This window comes from Agaribacillus sp. DX54 (assembly GCF_056858335.1).
The window spans coordinates 220,515-243,133 of record NZ_JBXEQE010000006.1; the positions used below are offsets into that span (position 1 = coordinate 220,515).

Below are 22,619 nucleotides of genomic sequence, written 5' to 3' on the forward strand. Positions count from 1 at the left end.
AATTATATAAGATAACCCAGGTGTTATGTTTTTATCCTGAAATACCAACCTCGCGCAAGCATCCGTGGCTGTTGCACAACGTTCCCGACAAAACTATTTGTGTCCCTTCGTGTCTTTGTGTCTTGGTGGTTGGTTCACCATTGTTCACCACGGAGGCACCAAGACACGAAGAGGCACAAAGGTTTTCGATTATAAAATAAAAATACAGGCACATGCTTGAGTTGTGCAATACCCACAGAAGCTTGTGCCATTCGTGGTATCCGTTTAAATTTGATTTTCCAATACTTACCAATGCTGCTAGTTGCCATCATTTAGCTGCCGTTCTATCTCCTCAATTTCAGCGCGGACATCGACCGTATCGTTGATGGTATGCAATTGCATCAGCAATTTCTTCAAAAAATTTCGATGATTTTCAGATTGAGGGTGAAAAGGCCTGTGAGCCAGGGCCTTGCGTATTTTCTGCCATTCCCGTATAAAGGTCCTGGAATCTGTGGAGAAATAGCTTTGCCCGAACATTTCCCAAATATAGTCTTCTGCCACTGAAGAAGGATGAATCATATCCCGTTCATAAAACCTGTAATCCCTCAAGTCATCCATCATTATTTCATAACCGGGAAAGTAAGTCACATGCGCAAAGTTTTCGGCAAGATAATGACTGGCCACACGAAGGATCGACTTGCTCACAGCATTAGACTCCAGACCGTCTTTTATATGGCGCACAGGGCTTACCGTTAGCATAACCTTAAGATGTCGATTCAACGGTTTCAATCTGTTTATCAACAATTCAAACCTGCCTCTGATTTCCTCGCCGGTCAAAAACCTTTTATTGAAAAGGCGTGAAGGCATTTTATGGCAATTCGCGACAGTTTCGCCATTGTCAGCCCTCTCATAAATAATCGCCGTGCCAAAAGTCAGTATCAGCCAGTCCGCCTCAGACAACCAGGTAGCGGTGCTTTTGATGGCCTGCTCAATCTGATCTTTCAACGGTCTGTGGTCAGGGCTTCCAAAATCGGAATGCAAATGATAATTATAAAAAATACCCTGGTTTTTTATATAAGTATGTGGAGCGGGAAAATGATGATTAATGCTGAAATCCAAAAGATTGAATATTGATTCCGGATTGAAAATAATGCCGTAGGGATTAACCTTTACAGTAAACTTATGCTCATCCAGTTTCCGGCCCACCATGTTGGCGAAGCATGATCCGATACAAAGTATCCGGTCAGACAGGTTGATTTTCACCTCACTTTCACCAGGTGGAATGACAGTTCGAAACATTTGGTAAAAATAACCATTCCCATACACATAAAAAAAGCCCTGGTTTTGTTCCCCAGGGCTTTTATCTCTTTAACAATGCCTTAATTAAGCCGGCACTACGGTAAACTGAAGCTCGTGTTTTACTTCCTTGTGCAAATCCAGCACGGCGACGAAGTCACCGGAGGTTTTCACCTCAGTTTTGAATGAAATCTTCTTTCTGTCAATATCAAATCCTTTTTCCTTTAAAGCGTCTGAAATCTGCAAGGTAGTAACGGCACCGAATATTTTACCACTTTCGCCAACTTTAGCAGGTATTTCCAACGCCAATTCGCCGATGGAGACTGACAATGCCTCTGCATCCTGTTTTACCTTCTCGGCTTTATGAGCGGCTTGTCTGATGTTTTCTTCGATCATTTTCCTGTTGGAAGGGCTTGCTAAAATGGCAAATCCCTTAGGAATAAGGTAGTTCCTGGCATAACCCGGTTTTACTTTAACAAAATCGTTTTTATAACCCAGGCCTTGTATATCTTCTTTTAATATGACTTCCATGATATTTCTCTTTATGAATTCTCGATTAAAAGCTTTACTTAAACCGCAGGATTTATTTCAGCGAATCTGTTACATAAGGCAACAGGCCAAGATGTCTCGCCCTTTTCACAGCCTGCGTAACCTTTCTTTGGTATTTGGCGCTGGTGCCTGTTATTCTGCGCGGTAAAATCTTGCCTTGTTCATTAACAAACTTTAAAAGGAAGTTTGCGTCTTTATAATCGATATATTTGATTCCGTTTTTTTTGAATCGACAATATTTCTTTTTATTATCGGCTCTGTTGATAGGTTCGTTTACTAAAGTCATGATTTACTCTCCTCGGCGGTCGCTGGGGCCACATTTTTTTTGTTAAATTCTCCTTTTCTTCTTTTGTTGTTGTATTCTACCGCATGCTTGTCTAAAGCAACAGTCAAAAATCGCATAACCTTTTCATCCCTCCTGAATTCAGTTTCCAGCTTTGCAATGGTCTGTGGTGTCGCCTTATATTCAAACAGGCCATAAAAACCGGTGGATTTATGTTGAATGGGATAGGCCAGCTTTCTGAGTCCCCATTGCTCAACGTTTATCATTTCCGCCTTCTGATCTTTTAGTACCTTTTCGAATTTGTCGACAGCATCCTTCATCTGAGCTTCAGATAAAACGGGAGTTAAAATGAATACCGTCTCGTAATTTTTCAATTCCATTTTTATTCAAATAATAACGTATTAATTTGGCCTGCAAAGATATGTATAAAAAAATTGTATTCAAACACCTCTAACCATTTCAATGCACCGCGTAGATTTATTTAATGGTAAAATTCCTGGAACCCATCACATAGTCATCGGTATAAATTTCCAGTGTGTATTGACCGGGTTCAAATTCGGTAGGTTTTTGGTAAAGAAAGGTAAGGGTTTGTTTTGTGTTGTCAAATAAAATGTCCTGTTTTACCGTGTAAAATTCCTCCCGGCCATCAATCATAAAAGTGCCTGAGCCGGTGGCAACATCAAAAATAACGTTACCTGCAGGCTCTATAACACGCACAAGTATTTCCTTCCCTTCAATAGGGGCCACGTTGTTTTCCCCGATATTGAATTCCATCTTTAGCTTATCGATCTGCCGGCTTTTAAATTCGCCTTCACGTTCTTTACCGCGCTTATTTACCCCGTAAACCTTAATATTTTCAGCTTTCAGCCTTCCGGCAAAGGCTACCCGTTCTTCCAGCTTTCCTTTATCCTCTTCCATGGTCATCAATACATCCTGCAGCTCATTTTGCTGACTTTTAAGTGCTGTATTTTCGCTCATCAATGAGTCCGCAATTCCCCTCAATTTGGTTATTTCTTCATCTTTGTTTTTCAACAAGGTTTCATAACCTTTTACCCTTTCCCTTAGCCTTGAAATCTGAACATTAGATGATTTCCTTAAATTTTCTTTTTCCTTTTCAATTTCTTCCCTGGCCAGTTGAAGCTCTTCAATATCACCGCCCAGCTTTTGTATTTCTTCTATTTTTTGGTCAAGCTCCATGCTCAGGGATTCCAGTTTTGCAGAAGCATCTACCAGTTCCTGCTTCGTCAGCGCCCCTTCTTTTCTAAGCTCACCCTGCTTTTTGTAGCCAAATATGATAAATATAATGGCAGTTAACAAGGCGGCCGCCAAAACGCCAATGATGATTTTGGTTTTCTTGTCGCTCCTTTCTTCTTCAAAAACTGGTCTGTTTGCTCCGGTATTTCCTGGCATATCACTTCTGTTTGCTTCCATTTTTTTAATATTTGGATGACAAAAATTTTGGTCGTTGTAAATTTACCGCTATTTAAAATAAACGCAAAAATACTTTTTTATTGAATTAATACAAGAAAAACACGTAATTAAGCCCATCCCATGCCTTTATGCCTCAGCATTTTAGTATATACTGTATAAGTAAATTATTAATCTGGCGCCAGCAGACGTGGTGGTTGTACACCGGCATGCACCTGTATCCCCATCCCATCGGCTAAACCCTCTGTGACCCTTTGTGTATTTGTGCCTCCGTGGTTAACCATTTTTCACCACGGAGGCACAAATACACAAAGAGGCACAAAGAATTTTGTCAAAAACGTTGTGCACCACCCAGGGACGATGCTTTCTGCCACCAATCGCGGGAACACGGTGCTGATAACCGAACATAAAATTAGCAAAGCCAAAAGTTAAAACGCCAGCACATAATGTTCTTTATAAAAATCCTTATTAAAAAACAACAACCCTGCATCAAATATATCTATGCTGAGGGTCACTTCCGGTTGTTGCACCAATTCCTTCCAGGCTTTACCCATAGATTTTGACCAGTAAATATCATCGATCACAAAAACCGTATCTGCGTGAATCAACGGGAGGAATTGGCTATAATAGCGCAAAGTGGCGTCAAACTGATGGTTTGCATCGAAATAAACCAAATCCACTTTATTCGTTTTTTTTGCAAAACCGGGTAAGGTCAGATCAATATTGCCCCGGATCACCTCGATGTTAAACTGGTGAGCACGCTTAAACAGATCAATGGCTATTTGGGCCGATTCCCGGCAACCTTCAAAAGTAGTCACCCTTGCTTTCGGGCTGCTTTTGGCCAGGTAAAGGGTGTTGATTCCCAATGAAGTCCCTAATTCGACAATATCAACACTCTCCATATAATCTGACAACCGGAATAACATTTCGGAAAACTTCCTGCTGCTCAATCCACTTCTGGCCAGGTCTTTGACTGTTCGTTTTGCCGACTTACTCACTCTTGAGCCCGCTCCAAAATCTTCAATGGTGATGAGCGTTTTATTTTTCAGCAATTCCCTTCTGTAACGCTCAATTTTATCAAAAACGCCAGACCTTTTTTTGCCCTTCATCACATTTTCATAAAAATTAAAGATAAACGGAGCCTGCAATGAATGGCGGTCAACCGCATTCAATTTATATTCCAAAAACTTGGATATTTGATAAAACGAGGACAAGTGCCCGATGAGGTTTATCTAGTTAAGCTTGTAAGGCACGATCATAGTAAACTGGGGGATGGTGACTTTAAAACGGCTACCGTCTACAAGTCTTTCCATCACGTAATGACCATACATTTTGCCCATTCCCGATTTCAGATTGCATCCTGAAACGTATTGATGGTACTGCCCAGGTTCCAGGATAGGCTGCTGTCCAACCACCCCTTCGCCTTCAACTTCCCTGATAATATTGTTGGCATCATGAATATACCACTGTCTTCTTAACAACTGAATGGTGTTCTCACTTCCGTTTTCAATGGTAATCCGATAGGTAAATACAAAGTGAAACTGGCTCGGACTTGAATACTCCGGCTGATACTCGGTTTCGACTATTACCTTGATGCCTTCTGTTATTTCGGTAACCATTATTTTAAAAATGATGATTATTTTAACGATTAAATATACCCATTAGTTTTAAATTTGTTCAGCAATTAAAATATAAAAAATTACTTTTCCATAAATAATTATTAAGAAACAATATGGATGTAAGAATTGAAGCATCATGGCGTGAAAAACTAAAAGAAGAATTCGAAAGGCCATATTTTCACGAGCTTGTAGAATTCGTTAAGTCCGAATACAGCCGTTACAAAGTCTATCCGCCGGGCCAGGAAATATTCAGCGCATTTGATCATTGTCCTTTCACAAATGTAAAAGTTGTGATTATCGGACAGGATCCCTATCATGGCCCGGGACAAGCAAACGGCCTTTGTTTTTCAGTTCACGACAATATTAAAAAACCACCTTCATTAGTTAACATTTTTCAGGAGATCAATCAGGATCTTGGCAAGCCCATTCCCGAATCAGGTAACCTGGAAAGGTGGGCCGGTCAGGGTGTTTTATTGTTAAACGCCACGCTTACCGTCCGTGCCGCTTCACCTGGATCACATCAGGATAAAGGCTGGGAAACCTTCACCGATGCTGTCATCAAAAAAGTTTCAGATGAAAAAGAAAATGTCGTTTTCATCCTATGGGGCGCGTATGCCCAGAAAAAAGGAAGCATCATTGCCCCATCAAAGCACTGCATCCTCAAATCCCCGCACCCCTCCCCCTATTCAGCCGACCGCGGATTTTTCGGCAATCGCCACTTTAGCAAAACAAACGATTTTCTGAAGCAACAGGGACTGAAGAGCATAGCATGGTAGAGTGAAGGCGGTTTTGAGCGGTCAGACAATAGAATATATCCACCCTACCCCCATAAAAATTGTCAATTATCCATTGTCAATTGTCAATTGCACCACTTACTCTATCCCTTTAAAAATCCTATTCCACCGGATTTTTTTGAGAAAGCTTTCATGAGGATCGAGGGACAGCCAGATAAACAGGGCCTTGCCGACCACGTGATCTTCGGGCACAAACCCCCAATACCTTGAATCCAAGGAATTATGACGGTTATCACCCATCATGAAATAATAGTTTTGTTTAAATGTGTAGGAAGTAATACCCTCGCCGTTTACGATCAGTTGTCCGTCCTGTTCCAAAACCGACTCATTATGCTCGTAATTTTCGATTACGTACCTATACTTGGCAATATTTTCTTCCGATAAATCTATGGTCATGCCTTCGGAAGGAATGATAATGGGCCCGTAAAAGTCCTTGTTCCAATTGAAAAACCCGGAGGCCGGATAGATGCCCGCCTCAGACTTGTTTTCATTTGTCTTATTGATTTGAACGGTTTCAATAAATGGAAAATCTGACAACTTTTCGGCACTTTCTGTGGTAGCGTTAACACGATAGCCATTACTGATTCTTTCATAATCCCAGATTCCCGCCTTTTTAAACACCCTGTCGTTGATAGAGCTGTTGTTCCGGGTTTTGATCAAATAGCTAAACTCCATGTCCGGCGGGTTATCCACAGGTTGATCGTTGATGATCACCTGGGTATCTGTAATTTCAATTTTATCACCTGCAATGCCTACACAACGCTTTATGTAATTGGTTTTTAAGTCAGTGGGATGATTTTCGGCCGGATAGTTAAATACGACGACATCATTTCGTTCAATGTCAGAAAACCCGGGTAATCGATACTGGGGCAACTGTATGACGTCCAGGTAAGAAGGAATATTGGTCCACCAGATTTTTTGATGGGTAAGGGGTATTTGCAGCGGCGTCTTGGGTGTCCGGGGGCCATAGTGAATTTTACTCACAAAGAGGAAATCCCCAACCAGCAGGGAGCTTTCCATAGAGGGTGTGGGAATGGTAAAAGCTTCAAGCAAAATCCATCTGATCAGTGTTGCGGCAATAATCGCAAACAAAATGGCATCTACCCATTCTCTGGCTTTCGACTTTGGTTTTTCTTCCTCATGCTGGTTCTTTTCCTTTCTTTTCCAAAACTTCAGACTCATATTGGGAATGCTTGAAAATACATTTAATCACTGATGAATAAGGAACGACAAAAATAAATATAAATATGCTGAAATAACGGGAATTTTTAAAAATTAAGGTAATCTTCCATACCGAGTATTCCCTTTTTATCAACCACCCATTCAGCGACCAGCACCGCGCCAAGGGCGAAACCATGCCTGGAGTGGGCGGTATGTTTAATTTCAATATCATCAACAGGTGACGTATATTGCACGGTATGAGTTCCTGGAACTTTATCGATGCGCTTTGAGACGATACCCACTTCGTTTTTATGCGTCGTAGTTTGGTCGACCCATTTTTGTATTTTATTATTTTGCTCCATGATTCCCTCGGCCAGCGTAATGGCGGTACCGCTGGGAGCATCCTTTTTTTCAGTATGGTGTATTTCTTCCATAGAAACTTTGTAATCCGGAAACTGGTTCATGACCCTGGCCAGGAACCGGTTAATTTTGAAAAAAATGTTTACCCCCAGACTAAAATTACTGGCATAGAAAAATGTGCCATCCTCGTTAAGACAAGCATTTTTTACTGTCTCCAATTGCCCAAGCCATCCTGTTGTACCTGAAACAACGGGAATCTTCTTACTAAAACATTTTAGAAGGTTAGCAGTGGCTGCATCCGGTTGACTGAATTCGATAGCCACGTCCACGTTTTGATCGGAGATTTGCTCAAATAATTCCTGATCTTCTTTATCAATGATAAAGGCGATGTTGTGTCCTCTTTCAATGGCTATTTTTTCTATGGTTTTACCCATTTTACCATAGCCCAATAATAAAATCTTCATGTTTGTATGGTGTTAGCCTGAAGTTACCGTAGGCTTCAGGGTTTTACTTTTAGTTGTAATGATAAGCCTACATTGGCGATATTCCAAGGGTTTTGTACCATTGCCGGCTTAATACTGAAGGCAAGTTGATCATTAACATCAAATTCCCGCAAATGGGCATCTACATGAGCATCCAAAATATTGAGTAAATAAAGTGCTCCGGTAAGAATGATAAAAAAATCCCTGTTTCTTCTGAAAAAGTCCACCCGTCTTCGAATTTGGGACTCATTCAGACCGGTTCCATTAATCGTGTCGGGATCTCCATCCACCTCTAAAAACAGCGCGTCTCTGAAAAAAAGATATTGCGTATTGTAATTTATCGAACCAAAAACGAGGGTCATACCACCCCCATAGATGATAGGAAGTTTCCAGGCCTTTTTATTATATATTTGTCCCAGTCCGGGAAGAATCGCCGAGTATAGCGCCACTTTATTGGGCAGGTTGCGGGGAGTTTCGGTGACGATTTCCTGTATACCTTCCTCGGTTATGAGTACATTATCTTCGGTGTAAATAATAGAGTCCTGCCTGGCATTCTCATTTTCCTGCGCTAAAAGTAATGTCCAGCAAAAGCTTAATAAGATGAGCAGAAAGCCCTTTTTCATGAATTAAACCTCAATTATTTCCAATATACGGTTAAGATCTTCCACAGACATATAGGGGATCTTAATTTCTCCCTTGTCATTTCCTTTCGCTACTAAGTCAACTTTCGTGCCAAAATGCGATGATAACCGTGTTCTCACCTCTTTCATTTCATAACTCAATTCATGACCTTGCTTTTCCCGGGGTTTTGAGGGGTTGGCGGCCAATGCAGCTTCCCTTACCAGGTTTTCTGTTTTTCTGACTGAAAGATCCTGCGCCAGTACTTTGCTGAAAATATCCAGTTGTTTTTCAATGTTTTCGACGTTTATCAGGGCCCTGGCATGCCCCATTGAAATTTTATTATCTCTCAATGCGGCCTGAATATCGGGGGGCAATTTCAACAGGCGTAAATAATTATTCACAGTGGACCTGTTTTTTCCTACCCTTTCGCCCAGCTCCTCCTGTTTCAAATCGCACTCGGTCAGCAGCCTCTGATAGCTCAGGGCTATTTCCAAAGCATTTAAGTTTTCCCTTTGGATATTCTCTATCAGGGCCATTTCCAGCATTTGCTGATCGTCGGCTGTCCTGATGTAGGCAGGAATCGTTTCCAAACCCGCCAGCCTGGAAGCTTGAAGCCTTCGTTCACCGGATATAATCTGGTAGCTGTCTTCATTCAGCTTTCTTACCGTAATCGGCTGGATGATGCCTTGCACACTGATTGAATCCGCTAATTCCCGTAAAGCCTCCTGATCAAAGTGATTTCTGGGTTGATATGGGTTAACCTCAATATCACTTATGTCAATTTCATCAATTCTACCTGCCGAACTTGCCAGGGCATCTCTGAGGATTTTTTCTTCGTTGGAAGGGGTATCATCTAACAATGCGCCTAAACCTCTGCCCAGCGCGTTCCTTCTTTTTGGTGTTTTTTTTGCTGTCATGGCAATTAGCTTTTAATCTTTTCATTCTTTTCGGCAATTTCTTTTGCCAAATTTAAGTAACTTATTGCTCCTTTGCTATCGGCATCATGAGCGATTGCCGGCAGACCAAAGCTAGGCGATTCACTTAATTTGATATTTCTTGGAATCAACGTATTGAAAACCATTTGTTTAAAATGCGTTGTGACCTCTTCAACCACCTGATTGGATAACCTTAGCCTGACATCATACATGGTCAATAAGATTCCCTCAATCTCCAGGTTTTTATTTAAACGCTTTTGAATTATTTTGATGGTCTGAAGTAATTTACCCAGGCCTTCCAGCGCAAAATATTCGCATTGTACCGGAATGATTACCGAGTCTGCGGCTGTTAACGCGTTAATAGTAATCAGCCCCAGAGATGGTGAGCAATCGATAATAATAAAATCATATTCCTCCCTCAACGGCTTCAAGGCACTTTTCATCTTTTTTTCCCTGCCCTGCAGATCAACCATTTCAACCTCTGCCCCCACAAGATCGATATGCGAAGGCAATACATGCAGGTAATTGATATCTGTTAGCTGCACAGAATCCTTTGCGTTTACACCATCGACCATACATTCATAAATGCTGTTTTTAACTTCCTTGGGATTAAGACCCAGTCCGGAAGTCGAATTGGCCTGAGGATCTGCATCGACCACCAATACCTTTTGCTCCAGCGCAGCTAAACTTGCTGATAGATTAATGGCTGTAGTTGTTTTTCCTACCCCACCTTTTTGATTAGCTATCGCTATTATCTTGCTCATTAATGACTATTTAAATGACAATCGTTTCACCTATTTTTAATAATTGCAGTTTTTTGTTTTGTGTTTCGGCCTTGGCTATAGCTTCATCCTGATTTATTTTTATTACTGGAAAAGTATCATAATGTACACCGATGATGTGGTTGGTTCCTACATAATCTGCGGCTTTTAGCGCATCATCAATACCCATGGTGAAATTGTCACCAATCGGCAATACCGCGAAGTCGAGTGCAAACTCATCTGCAATTTGTTTCATATCCTGATGCAATGCCGTATCACCGGCAAAATAAAAGGTTTTCTCCGTGGCACTGATTACAAACCCGGCCGGATGGCCACCATAAGAGCCATCAGGCATGCTGGAAGAGTGCACGGCATTGACCATTTTGGCCGTACCGAAATCTAAACTGATCTTCCCGCCATGATTCATCGGATGGGAATTCTCTATTCCTTTTTGTTGAAACCAGTTAACAACTTCAAAAGTAGAAATCAGTTGCGCCCCTGTTTGGGCATACACTTTTTCTACATCCGATACATGATCACCATGCCCGTGTGAAACCAGGATAAAATCTGTTTCAATGTCATCCACTTTTATGTCGGAAGCCAGAGGATTACCTTCTATAAAAGGATCGAAAAGTACTTTTACTCCCTCGCTTTCAATCTGAAAGCAGGAATGGCCAAAATAAGTTAATTTCATAGATTCCCAATGTATAGTTTATTTAACTTTTACCAGAAATATACAACCCGATTGCAAAGATAAAAGTTTAATTTAAATTATTTCACAAGAAAGGAAAAGGCTAAAGTTTAATTCAATATATATCATTCTAATATACTGAATATCAATTAATTAAAAAGTAAGCAGGGCGCCGTTCGCCCTCAGATGGTGCTGTCATCGCTTTTTTCTGGCCTCTTCGCTGGCCTTCATCGCTTCTTCAATTTTAAGCTGGAACTTCGATTTCTTCTTATTCCGGTTTTTCTTCCTGTTTTCATCCAAAACTTTTCTGATTTTTTCCTCATTGACAAATTGTCTGATGATATATTGCTGACCAAATGTGACAATGTTGGAAACAAAATAATAGAAGGTCAGTCCTGCCGGATAGCTGTTCAAAATAAACATAAACATTACCGGCATGATGTACCCTATACTTTTCATAGGTCCCTGCACCGCACTCATTTGATTATTGGACCAGGTGTATAATATGGTAGACAAAGTCATCAGCAAGGTAAAGAGGCTAATGTGGTTACCATAGATAAAACTAATCAAAGGAATGTCGGCGTTCCAGGACAGAATGGCGTCATAAGTAGATAAATCATTGGCCCAAAGAAAAGACTCCTGCCTCAGCTCGACAGAGTTTGGAAAAAAGTTGAACATGGCAAGGAGTATCGGCATCTGTAACAGCACCGGAATACATCCGCTTAACGGATTCACCCCCACCTGTTGATAAAGCTTCATCTGCTCGGCCTGAATCTTCTGCATATCATTGCCATATTTTTCTTTCAGCTCATCCAGTTCAGGCTTCAACACCTTGGTTTTGGCCATGGAAATATAGGACTTATAAGATAAAGGTGACAGAACAAGTTTTATGAGAAGCACCAAAATGATGATGATGATGCCATAATTGCTGATATAGTTTTCTAAAAAATTGAAAATGGGTATAATGATAAATTTATTGATCCAGCTAAACAACGCCCAACCCATATCCACATTTTGTGAAAACCCCGGGGTAACTTTCTTGAGTATCTGGTAATTGTTGGGGCCGAAGTAAAACTGGAAATTACCTTTATCGCCTTTCAATACATCGGCAGATAATCTCAGCACCGACTTTGTATCTTTAACTACAGAAGAGTCATTCGGGTTAAAAGCTGTCCTGAACTCCCCACCTGTAAATCCGTTTTCTGCGATAATGGCCGCGCTAAAGAATTTTTGTTTAACACTCACCCAATCTATAGACAGATTAGCCACTTCCTGCTCTGTTTCGTCACTGGACGGGTTAAGATCCTCAAAGGAACCGGCAGAAGTATAATAATTGATAGTAGCCTTTTTCCGGGCGCCGTGATAACCATCGAAATGCTCTTCCAGTCGCTTGATTTTATTGTGCCAGGTCAGCACCACATCCTGATTGGCAATCACACTTTCAAGCCCTTCAAATTTTAGCTGATGCCATAACTGGTACCCTTTGGCCGGAAGTTTATAAATTTTTTCAATACGGCTTCCGGAGGCTACCTCCATGGTAAAACGGACTTCAGTCGTGTCATTGCTGCCGGTTTTGCGGGTGTTTACTTCATAATATAACTGGTTTAAATCAATGATACTGCCCTGGCTGTTAACTGCCAATTCCATTTGGCTGCTCTCAGCATCCAGCAAAATCAGTGGTTTTTGATCATAAGTCACATGATTTTTAAGTGTTACCTCTTTAATTGCACCGCCTTTGGTATTAAAAGTAATTTTCAAGTCTTCATTTTCAATGGTAACATCCTGCTCATCTCCTTCTACCCCCTGGTAAAATGCGCCAAATTGCTGTTGTTTCAGAAGTAAATCGATAGAGTCGGATGTCGCCAGGTCTGTCTGTTCGATAGCTTTTGGTGTATCGGCTGTTTCGGGCAGTTTTTGTGTTACGGCAGTGGTGTCTGCAGCCTGCTCAACGGGCAGCTCGGGCTTTGGTGCGAAAAAGTAAAAATAGACCAACAGCAACAATGAAATTAACAATAATCCGATTGTCTGATTCTTATCCATATTCCAAAAATAGCATTTAAATTAATTATTATTCTCCCTTTTGCACTCAAGTGCCGCTTTGATAAACTTCACAAATAACGGATGGGGGTTCAACACCGTGCTTTGTAACTCAGGGTGATACTGCACACCAATAAACCATGGATGATCCTTCAATTCCATGATTTCCACCAAATCGGTCTTGGGGTTTATTCCGGACGCGATCATTCCGGATGCTTCAAATTGTTTTTTATATTTATCGTTAAACTCATATCGATGACGGTGGCGTTCTTTAATTTTTGCTTTGCCATAAATGGCAGAGGCTTTGGTGTGCTTTTTGATCTCACATTCGTAGGCTCCAAGCCGCATAGTGCCCCCCATTTCCTTGATGTTTTTCTGATCTGCCATTAAGTCGATAATAGGGTTTTTGGTATTCGGATCCATCTCGGTCGAGGCCGCGTCTTCTATCTTCAAAACATGTCTTGCATATTCTATCATGGCACATTGCATACCCAAACATATCCCGAAAAAAGGAATTTTCTGCTCCCTGGTATATTTAACGGCACTTATCTTACCTTCGATGCCTCTTTCCCCAAAGCCCGGAGCTACCAAAACGCCATGTAAATCATTCAATATAGCATCCACATTACCATTTTCAATGGCTTCCGAAGAAATACATTTAAGATTGATCTGACATTCATTGGCTGCCCCCGCGTGAACAAAAGACTCTACGATAGATTTGTAGGCATCCGGTAATTCGACATATTTTCCAACCAACCCAATATTTACCTCATTGGTAGGGTTTTTCAGTTTGCCCAGGTATTCTTTCCATTGATCGATCTTAGGTTCTGTTTTGTTTGAAAGCTTGAATTTGGTTAACACCCGCTCATCCAGTTTTTCCTTTCTCATTAACAGGGGCACATCGTAAATAGTATCCGCATCGATGGCTTCCACCACCGAATTGATATGCACGTTGCAAAACAAAGCCAGTTTTTTCCTGATTTCATTGGGTAAATTGTGCTCTGACCGGCATACGAGAATATCCGGCTGAATACCTGATTCAAGCAACTGCTTAACAGAATGTTGCGTTGGTTTGGTTTTTAATTCCCCGGCAGCACTCAAATACGGCACGAGGGTCAAATGTATCACAATGGAATCATGGGCTCCGAGTTCCAGCTTTGCCTGTCTTACCGCCTCGATAAAAGGTAAAGATTCGATATCACCCACACATCCGCCAATTTCGGTAATAACGATATCATACTTTTTTGTTTCCCCCAGCAGGTAAATATTTCTTTTGATTTCATCAGTGATATGGGGTATCACCTGCACGGTTTTACCCAAAAAATCACCCCTTCTTTCCCTGGTAATCACATTATAATATATCCTGCCTGTGGTAACGTTATTGGCCTGGGATGTTCTTACATTCAAAAATCTTTCATAATGCCCCAGATCCAGATCGGTTTCCGCACCGTCTTCGGTGACATAACATTCTCCGTGTTCATAAGGGTTCAAGGTTCCCGGATCGACATTAATATAGGGGTCGAATTTTTGAATGGTCACAGAAAATCCCCTCGCTTGCAATAACATTCCCAATGAGGCCGAAATTATCCCTTTTCCCAATGAAGAAGTTACCCCGCCGGTGACAAATATATATTTAGTCGATCTAACTGATGCCATAAGTTTTATTCATATCATACTTATGGGACACAAAGGTAGAAATTTTAAATGGAAAAGCGCATGATATTTTTTTGATATATTATTTGTATACCACGGCTTGCGGGCTTTTCAACCTGTTAAATAGTTATTCCCGATCCGGCAGGCTTTCAGCATTTTTAATAAGGTCAGGGTTAATGCTAAAAGGATACCTGAATAACAGGTAGATAAATAGCACTAAAAGTATCATCCGGCAGTTTTCCATGCCTCTTTTGAAAAGAACACCCTTTCATCAATCTCAAATGGCATTTTAAATAATATATTATATAATTATTTCAAGAACAACATAAATTGGATTTTTAAATTCAGATAAAATAAATACATCTAAAAACAAAGAATTAGCCTATAAAACTTAAAAAAATACAATATGTGGTTACCTTATACAATCTGCCTGTATTAATATTCAACCAAGATTACGACCTGAACTTTAGCCTACCTTTACTCGACAAAACGCCATTTGGGAAAAACTGGCTTTTTGTGCTGACTTTATAATTTCAAATAAACCTTCTTGCCGGTACCGGCAAGACATGCATGTAACTGACTAAACAAAGGGCTATGATCAAATTGAGGTATTTCATCGTCTTATGGATGATACTTTCATTCATGAATGAGGTGGGTAAAGGGCAATCCTGTAATCCTCCGCCACTGGCCGGATTCAAGTTTGTTAGAAATGGTATCGGTTGTGCCCCTCTTCAAACTGAAATCGAAACTTTGTTTAGTAATTTGAATGCGGGATCACAAATTACCGTTGACTGGGGTGATGGCAGTCCTCCTGACGTTTTTATCACCACCCCTACGCAAATGAATACCTTATTTGTACATAACTACCCTCAAAATTTTACAGTTTGTGAATATACAATCACTGCTACAGCAGTAAAAAACTGTGACGATCAGTCCAGTGCAACATTCAGTTCTGAAGTAGTTGTCTGGGACGATGATCAGGCAGGGATGGATGTTTCCGGTCCTTTCAGGGTTTGCCAGGGTTTTGCGGCCAATCTGCAGTTTACCGATAACAGTACATGGAATTGTCTTCCGGGTACCGGAATACCTAATGATGATGACCGGACTTTGCAATGGATTTACGGAACCGGTGGTACCAATTTGCAGGGAGTTACCGTAGCAGGTACGCCAGCCTCCCCGACGATTACCGGGGCGCAATACACTGCCGGTAATCCGGGTGGCCGGAGTTTACAGATCGATGTCCCTGCTACGAGACCGGATGGAACAGCCCATGATATAGGCGATCGTTTCTACGTACGCTTAAATAACTGGAACTTTTGTAACCCTCAACCGATGCCTCCGGTCACGGATAACAGTTACATAGAAATCGTAGCACCGCCTGCTCCTTTCTTCGAAACTAAACTGAATAACAATTCAGGCCCGGCCAGAAACGACTTTTGTCCGGGCGATGTGGTTTTCTTTGATAATGATACCCCTAATCAGGGAAACAACACCTATGTATGGCATGTTTTTGATGACCCAACCGGTACGAACTTAATCAGTGATGTCACCACCACAAACCACACGTTTTCTTTTGAAAATTCAGGCCAAAAACTGATCAGGTTATATGCCAGTACAAGAAACGTCATTGGTGGTTGCAATGTCATGTTTGAGAAAACCATTAACATTGTCGATGTGCCCCGGGCCGATATTCAGATCAACGCCCAGGCCTATGATGATGATTTGATTCAGTTTTGCGAAGACCCCTCACTGCCCAGTGGAGACTCAGTGACATTCCATAACGTGTCAACAGGGTTTTTACCCAATACGGAATTCCATCTTGACTTTTATGATGAGAAGGATGTACGGTTTCTGTTTTTTTCCTCAAACTTTTCGACACTGACTGCAAAAACCGTGGCGTTCGCCAACCCGGGTGTGCATAAAGTGATCCTTAGGGCCGTAGATCCGGTAACTACCTGTGAAACTGCAGATACTGCCTTTGTGGAGATTTATTCCAGGCCGGAAGCTGATTTCAGCGTGGCGGGAAGTACGGATTTATGTTTGGGAAAAGCTGTTGACTTTGACGATCAATCTGTCAATTTTACCACAACCGAGAGCGGCATTCCCGGTGATACCATTACAGAATACCGGTGGTGGTTTGATTATAACGGTAACCCAGCCAGTCCGCCTGACGCGGTTATTACCAACGCCACCGACGGGGATATTTCCCATACGTTTAATACCGCAGGAACCTATGATGTCAGACTACAGGTATCCAAGCCCTTTTCCAGCCTCTGTGAAGTTGACAAGATTATGCAAATCCAGGTCTACGATAACCCCAATGCCAGTTTTGTCGCGGATGTAGCCGAAGGCTGTCCGGATTTGCCGGTGACGCTGACCAACACCTCATTTCCGCAACCAGCGGGCCTCACCATTACCTATAACTGGATAGTCACCGATCTCTTTGACGGAACCATCAGAACCATTCCGTACCAAAACCCTACTGCAGATACGACATTCAACTTCAGCCATATCCGGGGAGACAATAATAATCACCAATACACCCTTCAACTGGAGGCAACCTCCAATATTGGGTGTAAGACCCTGAGTCCTGTCGAAACTATTTCAGTATACCCGGCGCCGAATTCAGGATTTTCTTCGGATTTCGATCCGTTTGCACTTAACTGTTCACCCGTTGCGGTAAACTTCCTGATCGACACCTACACGCAAAACATACCCAACGTCGACGAGTTTATCTGGACAATCGACGACGGAATTGGTAATGTCACAATCATTACGAAACCTGCCGGTGATCCGGCCTTGTCACATACCTTTACAAACAGTACCTCGTCCATTCTTAATTATTCCGTAAAACTGGACGTCACGCTGACTAACACAGGCTGTGTGGTCCCTTTTCAAAGACTGGTGAGGGTAAACCCCAACCCAGATTCTGACTTTACGCATTCTGTAATGGACCGGCGCTGTGATTTTGTGACGGTTAATATAGATGCCTTACAAAAAGGCCTGGCTGTATATGACTGGTCTTTGTCAGCACCGGTTGTGAACAGCCCGGTCTTCGATGATAATTTTGACCTTTTGTTCGACAGGCCGGCAGCCACCGATGGGGATTTAACAGTGACTATGACCCTGAGAACCGAAAACCTGCTGGGTTGTGAAAGCCCGACAATCACTACCGATTCCTTTATTATTCCTAAAAAAGAAGAAATTACGGTGGACCTGGCATTATTGAGCAACAATACCGTATGTAATTATTTTGATGCGCAATTTGAGAACAATACCGCGGCCTTTCCTACGGGCACCAGTTGGCAGCTATTCATCAAAAATGGTCTGGGTGCACCACAGGACATCACCGGTGACATTACCGGTAACCCGGATGGATCCGGAGGTGGATTCAGCTACCTTTTCACTGTACCAGGCAGTTATTTGGTAGAATTAATCGCTACCTCGCCCGATGGCTGCACTTTCAAAGACAGTGAAACACTCACCGTGCACCCGGATGTAACTGCATCATTTACACCGGGCATTACCGAAGGATGCGGTCCCCTCGAGGTGCTGTTTAACGAAAATTCGTACAACCAACCCGACATACAAGCCAAATACTGGACTATCCAAAACCTCACTGCCGGCACGACAGAGTTGCCAAGGCAAAATATAAACCTGACAAACTATACTTTTGGAAACCCTACCAAGCGTTACATAGACTACGCTGTCACGTTGGATATAACGTCATTTAACAACTGCGTGGATGACAGCACAATCGTCATCAGGGTTTATCCTGAAACCGAAGTGGATTTTAATGTAACCGGTCCGGATCCAAGCTGTGAACCCTATCGGGTAACTTTCGAAAATATTTCCAATAACCCTGCCGGAACCAGGTACACCTGGACCTGGGGGGATGGTACATTATCAAGTGCCGCAGATACCGACCCGGGCTACACCACCACGATGACCCATACATTTTCAAACACTTCATATCTGTCAAACAAAACAGTAAATGTGAAGCTGACTGCTGTCACCCCCGATAACTGTACAAAAGAAATAACCAAAACCATCACTCTGAATCCCCTGGTGGCCGCCAACATTATGCCGGACCGGACCAGCGGCTGCTCGCCACTGACAGTAAACTTCGATAACTTCTCCCTGGGCGACAGCTCCCCTAACAGTGCCTGGTACTATACAGACATAAGTACGGGAATAAGAAACAGGTTTTCGCAGGACTTTATCACCTCCAATACTTTTGTCAACAACAGTGGTGTCGATAAGACATTTCTGGTGGAGTATGAAGCCATCAATATGGGTGGATGTACAGATGTAGCCAGTACAACCATAACCGTATATCCCGGGGTTGATGCCAGCTTTTCCTTCCAGGGAGCCAATGAGGCCTGTAGCCCCTACCCGGTAACATTTTCCAATGATGGCATCAGAAGCGGTGTTACCTATGTGTGGAATTGGGGAGACGGAAGTTTAAGTGATACCACCACAGTAGAAAATACCATTGTACATACATTTGAAAATGCCTCGACCAGCGTGACAAAGAACTTTAATGTGGTCTTAACCGCCATTGATAATAACACTGGTTGCAGGACAAGCACCAGTGAAGTCATCACCATTTTCCCTACCATTGTGACCCGGGTCGAAGCCGATATTCCCCGGGGCTGTGGCCCATTAAGGGTGAACTTTACCAACAACTCCTCCGGGATAGGATTAATGCATACATGGTATTACCGGATAAAGGGCACCAATGATAAGACGGGGATACTCAACACCGCATTTGCGAGCTACGAGTTGGGGAATAAAACACAGGATAATATTGTATATGAAGTAGTCTATGAGGTAAAAAACCCCAGGAATTGCCAGGCTATGGAAACATTCGACATTACGGTATTCCCGGAAATCGAAGCTAATTTCACAGTGGCCCCACAGCGGCAAATATTACCCGACAAGACGGTCGATGTGACCAATCTGTCAACCGATGGGAATTGGGAGTATTTCTGGGATTTTGGGGATGGAAGAGGCATAAGTGATGATAAAAATCCAGCCTCCTACGAATACGAAACATATGGTGAATACCTGATAACACTCACTGTCAAAAACCCTATAGAACAATGTGAATCGCAACACGCTGAGCTTATCGTCATTGAGCCGATTGTACCCATCGTGGATTTCACATATGATCCCGGAAACGGCTGTTTACCGGTAACGATTAACTTTACCAACCTTTCAACGGGCGCTGATGTCAACTCATTTAAATGGGATTTTGGCGATGGTGTGGGTTTTTCCAGCGAAGTAAACCCCTCATACAACTATTATAAACCGGGAGTTTATACCGTCACGCTTTCAGCGACCAATGAGATCGGACTGGTGGTGACAGAGATCAAAGAGCAAATGATAGAAGTTTATGATTTGCCCAGGGCATCATTTGTCGCCAGGCCATCCATTGTCTACCTTCCCGAAGCACCGGTTATCGTCCGGAACTATACTGTCGGTGGAGCGGATTACTTCTGGGATTTCGGTGACAGCACCACCTACAATGAATATGAACCAAGGCATTTCTATCAGGAACCGGGTGAGTACTTTATCGAATTGGTGGCCTTGAATGAGTATGGCTGCTCAGACACCCTGAAAGTAGAAAGTGCCGTGACAGTGATCAACGGCGGACAGGTTAAAATACCAAACGCCTTTACACCAAACCGCAATGGTCCTCCCAGTCAGGGTGGGGGCGTCGGTGTAGCCAGCAATGATGTCTTTTTGCCTATTGTTGAAGGGGTTACTGATTTTCAAATGGAAATTTATAACCGGTGGGGCGAAATGATGTTTGCCACCAGCGATCAAACGATCGGTTGGGATGGCTATTACAAAGGGCGCCTGAGTCCTCAGGGTGTGTACCTGTACAAAATCGAACTTAAATTTGTCAGCGGTGAAAGAACCACCCGGGTTGGGGATATCACTTTGCTAAGGTAAAAAACAGCTATTTTATCCATAAATTCAGATAGATAACCAGAGTGGGATTTCAGGCCGAATAATCGGCCTGATTTTTTTATTCCAACTCCATCCAATAACTCTAAAACCATCAATAACGGCTAAATCTGTTAAAAATCCACCATCCGCCGTTAATTTCTTCGAGAAAAAATAAGTGGGTAATAAAAACCCCCTAATTAAATTTTTATTGGCTGCTACTTTCAGGAATTTTCATGATAGCCGATATTCCATTAAAATGGATGATTACAGCCTTGTTTCGGGGAAGTATTCAATTTTTTGGAGTGAGGAAGCGAAACAAAAGGGTGTCAAAAAATTAAAGGCCATGAATAAAACCAATGTAATAACATATGTCTCCTTTAACATTAAGTGGGTAAATAACTCATTAATAAAAATTTATATTGTTTTATGCTGCCTCATGGCTTCCCCGGCTTCGGCCCAGGTCGGTATTGGTACCCAAACACCCGATAACTCCGCTATTCTGGATTTATTTTCCACAGAAAAAGGCCTGCTGATACCACGAATGAATTCCACACAACGGCTTGCTATTCCCAATCCGGCCAACGGGCTTTTGGTTTATGATGGCAACCTCAGCAAGCTTTACTTTTTTGACGGTACAGGCTGGAATGAGTTGGGTAGAGAGGGACCACAGGGACCTCAGGGGCCTAAAGGTGATCAGGGTGATGCAGGAAGCCCCGGAGCTAATGGAGCAAATGGAACTAATGGCGTTGACGGGCAAGATGGTGTGGGCATTTCAAATATTGTTGATAATGGCAATGGCACCTTTACGGTGAATTATACAGATGGGGGTAATGATTCGTTTAGCGTACCGGTTGGAGGCGGAGCCGGTTGGGAATTATCCGGAAACGGCGGTACGGACCCCCTGACTGAGTTTCTGGGAACTACCGATGCTCAGGACCTGATTTTTAAAACACAAAATATTGAAAGGCTTAGAATTAAGCAAGGTAATGCCTCAGGAGGATACATTGGTGTCAACAATAACAACCCTGGGGCGAGGCTGGATGTGACGGGAGGCGTTTCATCTGCAAATTACGCGCTGAGAGTGCAAAATAGCACTCAGAATAATTTCAGTGTGCGGGATGACGGCCATGTTTTTGTTAATCATGAGCTGGGTATAGGTACCGAAGAGCCGGAAGATGCTTTGCATATCCAGAAAGGGCTGAATGCAAGATTGATAGTGGAGGCCACCGCCATCACCGCTCGCCGAAGATTGGAAATTGGCACCTCATTCACAGGTATTGGGCCCTCTACCTCTTTTTTGAGAATGAATAATCCGCTGCAGGATTTGGTTTTCATCACCAATAATGCTACTGCAGCGGAGAGATTACGGTTTAAGGACAATGGCCAGATGATTCTTGGGGAATCAGCCGGGGCATTAACCCCTGTTGGTGCAAACCGGTTAACAGTCTATGGTGATGCGCATGTTAGCGGTGTCATCACCCATGGTGGACTAGTAGGCCCCTCTGATGGCAGGTTCAAAAAAAATGTGAAAAATATTGATACGGGGCTGGACATTGTTCTGGGCTTGCGGCCAGTCACCTATCAATGGAAAAAATCTTATACTGCTGGCAAAGGGATGGAAGCAAATAAAGAATATTACGGTTTCATTTCGCAGGAGGTGGAAAAAGTATTTCCGGAAACAGTTATCCAAAAAGAAATCTCCGTAGGCAACGAAAAAGTCGACGACTTCAGGTTTATTAACCAGACCAACTTTACACCCATCCTGGTAAAAGCCCTGCAGGAACAACAGGCTTTGATAGAAAAGCAAAACATAGAAATTAACAAGCTAAAAGAAAAAATTAAAACGATGGAAAACAAAAAGTCACACAAAAACGGTGATAAGACCATAAAGGAAAAAATAGTTTCACTGGAAGCAGAACTGGATTTATTAAGGACTTACATTTATAATAACTCGACTTTATCAAAAGACTTTAGCAAAAATCAAAGGGAAGTTAAGCTATCGGAGAAATAAA

General features: G+C 42.3%; 18 protein-coding genes. 3 read left to right on the top strand and 15 right to left on the bottom strand.

Annotation, left to right across the window (positions count from 1 at the left end; translation table 11 throughout):
• Window positions 1–297: 297 nt before the first annotated feature.
• From AC04NP_RS09710 to apaG, 7 genes are all read right to left on the bottom strand, one after another.
• Window positions 298–1,278, bottom strand: coding sequence for a GSCFA domain-containing protein (locus AC04NP_RS09710; protein WP_482859454.1), 981 nt, complete (start codon window positions 1,276–1,278; stop codon window positions 298–300).
• An 84-nt stretch (window positions 1,279–1,362) separates the two neighbouring features.
• On the bottom strand, window positions 1,363–1,806 hold the full coding sequence (gene rplI, locus AC04NP_RS09715; protein ID WP_482859455.1) for a 50S ribosomal protein L9: 444 nt from the start codon (window positions 1,804–1,806) through the stop codon (window positions 1,363–1,365).
• 52 nt (window positions 1,807–1,858) lie between these two features.
• Entirely contained in the window at window positions 1,859–2,110 is a 252-nt protein-coding gene (gene rpsR, locus AC04NP_RS09720; protein ID WP_482859457.1) for a 30S ribosomal protein S18, read from the bottom strand.
• The gene (rpsF, locus tag AC04NP_RS09725) at window positions 2,107–2,487 is read right to left on the bottom strand and encodes a 30S ribosomal protein S6 (RefSeq protein ID WP_482859459.1); all 381 of its coding nucleotides are present in this window, start codon (window positions 2,485–2,487) and stop codon (window positions 2,107–2,109) included. The genes rpsR and rpsF overlap by 4 nt, the downstream gene beginning before the upstream one ends.
• Before the next feature lie 97 nt (window positions 2,488–2,584).
• Window positions 2,585–3,538: a chromosome segregation protein SMC gene (locus AC04NP_RS09730; protein WP_482859461.1), complete on the bottom strand. Its 954-nt coding sequence runs from the start codon at window positions 3,536–3,538 to the stop codon at window positions 2,585–2,587.
• 425 nt (window positions 3,539–3,963) lie between these two features.
• Complete coding sequence (locus AC04NP_RS09735; protein ID WP_482859463.1) at window positions 3,964–4,719, bottom strand: O-methyltransferase; 756 nt, start codon at window positions 4,717–4,719, stop codon at window positions 3,964–3,966.
• Between the two features lie 48 nt (window positions 4,720–4,767).
• The gene (gene apaG / locus AC04NP_RS09740; protein ID WP_346759392.1) at window positions 4,768–5,154 is read right to left on the bottom strand and encodes a Co2+/Mg2+ efflux protein ApaG; all 387 of its coding nucleotides are present in this window, start codon (window positions 5,152–5,154) and stop codon (window positions 4,768–4,770) included.
• Between the two features lie 113 nt (window positions 5,155–5,267).
• Here apaG and ung point away from each other — a divergent pair, with 113 nt between their 5' ends.
• Entirely contained in the window at window positions 5,268–5,930 is a 663-nt protein-coding gene (gene ung / locus AC04NP_RS09745; protein ID WP_482859465.1) for a uracil-DNA glycosylase, read from the top strand.
• Between the two features lie 96 nt (window positions 5,931–6,026).
• On the opposite strand, the gene lepB is transcribed toward ung, so the two are convergent.
• From lepB to AC04NP_RS09785, 8 genes are all read right to left on the bottom strand, one after another.
• Window positions 6,027–7,130 (bottom strand): signal peptidase I, encoded by a 1,104-nt coding sequence (lepB, locus tag AC04NP_RS09750; RefSeq protein ID WP_482859466.1) that lies wholly within the window; start codon window positions 7,128–7,130, stop codon window positions 6,027–6,029.
• Between the two features lie 86 nt (window positions 7,131–7,216).
• The gene (gene dapB / locus AC04NP_RS09755) at window positions 7,217–7,933 is read right to left on the bottom strand and encodes a 4-hydroxy-tetrahydrodipicolinate reductase (protein WP_482859467.1); all 717 of its coding nucleotides are present in this window, start codon (window positions 7,931–7,933) and stop codon (window positions 7,217–7,219) included.
• Window positions 7,934–7,968: 35 nt separating this feature from the next.
• Entirely contained in the window at window positions 7,969–8,574 is a 606-nt protein-coding gene (locus tag AC04NP_RS09760) for a DUF5683 domain-containing protein (RefSeq protein WP_482859469.1), read from the bottom strand.
• 3 nt (window positions 8,575–8,577) lie between these two features.
• Window positions 8,578–9,489: a ParB/RepB/Spo0J family partition protein gene (locus tag AC04NP_RS09765; protein ID WP_482859470.1), complete on the bottom strand. Its 912-nt coding sequence runs from the start codon at window positions 9,487–9,489 to the stop codon at window positions 8,578–8,580.
• Between the two features lie 5 nt (window positions 9,490–9,494).
• On the bottom strand, window positions 9,495–10,271 hold the full coding sequence (locus tag AC04NP_RS09770; RefSeq protein WP_482859472.1) for a ParA family protein: 777 nt from the start codon (window positions 10,269–10,271) through the stop codon (window positions 9,495–9,497).
• Between the two features lie 10 nt (window positions 10,272–10,281).
• Window positions 10,282–10,962 carry a metal-dependent hydrolase gene (locus AC04NP_RS09775; protein WP_482859474.1) on the bottom strand — a complete coding sequence of 227 codons (681 nt, stop codon included), beginning with the start codon at window positions 10,960–10,962 and terminating at the stop codon, window positions 10,282–10,284.
• Between the two features lie 192 nt (window positions 10,963–11,154).
• Entirely contained in the window at window positions 11,155–12,999 is a 1,845-nt protein-coding gene (gene yidC, locus AC04NP_RS09780) for a membrane protein insertase YidC (RefSeq protein ID WP_482859475.1), read from the bottom strand.
• A gap of 21 nt (window positions 13,000–13,020) precedes the next feature.
• The gene (locus tag AC04NP_RS09785) at window positions 13,021–14,652 is read right to left on the bottom strand and encodes a CTP synthase (RefSeq protein ID WP_482859477.1); all 1,632 of its coding nucleotides are present in this window, start codon (window positions 14,650–14,652) and stop codon (window positions 13,021–13,023) included.
• A 591-nt stretch (window positions 14,653–15,243) separates the two neighbouring features.
• On the opposite strand from AC04NP_RS09785, the gene AC04NP_RS09790 reads away from it, so the two are divergent.
• Window positions 15,244–20,610 (top strand): PKD domain-containing protein, encoded by a 5,367-nt coding sequence (locus AC04NP_RS09790; RefSeq protein ID WP_482859479.1) that lies wholly within the window; start codon window positions 15,244–15,246, stop codon window positions 20,608–20,610.
• Window positions 20,611–20,950: 340 nt separating this feature from the next.
• On the top strand, window positions 20,951–22,618 hold the full coding sequence (locus AC04NP_RS09795; RefSeq protein ID WP_482859480.1) for a tail fiber domain-containing protein: 1,668 nt from the start codon (window positions 20,951–20,953) through the stop codon (window positions 22,616–22,618).
• The last annotated feature ends 1 nt before the right edge of the window (window position 22,619 follow it).